Here is a 914-nt window from a genome sequence, read left to right as displayed (position 1 = left end):
TATCGAACTTACCACCTTCTGGGTATGTATTAGATACTAATTCATATCCTTTGTTTTCAAGTTCTTTGATTTTCGCTTTTACATCAGCCTCTTTTGTAAGTGGTGTATCTGAGTCACCTTCTTCAGTAATAGCATCAACACCTGGAATTGGGTTTCCTTTTTCATCTACGAAAGTTGTTTTAGCTTTTTGAGTATCTTTTACGTAGTTAATCGGCGTACTTTGAGTTGGATCGTTTGGAATATCTGGAATGACATATCCTTTAGTTGGATCTTGTGGATCTACTGGTTTAAGTGGTTGTCCATTTCCATCTTTTGGAGTCATACCTGGTACGTATGGTAATACCGGTTTATCAGTTCCTGGTTTTGTTGGATCATCTGGATTATTCGGATATTTGATTGGGTTTGTTGGTTGTCCCGGGATATTTGGTACCCATGATCCTAGTGGTTTGTATGTTACTACTTCTTTAATATCTTCAGAATCACCTGTTACATTTACCACCGCAACACTTGCTTTGTCAGCTAAGTATCCTTTAACTACTGGTGATTTAACTTCAGCTAAGTCTTGTGCTGGTGTCCAGTCTCCGTAAGTCACTTCACCTGTTACTAAGTTGACCTTAGCTTCACGTGTAAATTTAGCTTCTTGTGTTACTGTTTTTGGTGTTCCATCTTCATTTAATACTGGAGTTCCATCTTCGTACACATAAGTGATTGTACGTGTAACAGTTTTGTTTAGATCTTTTTCTTCCAAGCCAGCTGGGTATTTAGGTCCATCTGGGTTATTTGGATCTACTGGAGTTCCTGGTGTTTTTGGTTGATCTGGTGTTACTGTAACTTCTTTAGCTTTAAGCGTTACTTTGAACTCTTGATCTGTATCTTTATCTTTATCGAACTTACCACCTTCTGGGTATGTATTA

At 37.9% G+C, this 914-nt stretch carries 1 pseudogene; it reads right to left on the bottom strand.

The features are described 5' to 3' along the window. A pseudogene (locus HMPREF2701_RS01495) lies at window positions 1-914 on the bottom strand (mucus-binding protein); the annotation flags it as partial.

The sequence above is a fragment of the Streptococcus sp. HMSC077D04 genome, assembly GCF_001808785.1.
GTDB classification, from domain to species: domain Bacteria; phylum Bacillota; class Bacilli; order Lactobacillales; family Streptococcaceae; genus Streptococcus; species Streptococcus mitis_BX.
The sequence above is the reverse complement of the archived record's forward strand: the minus strand, read 5'-3'. Positions and strand labels throughout refer to the sequence as shown.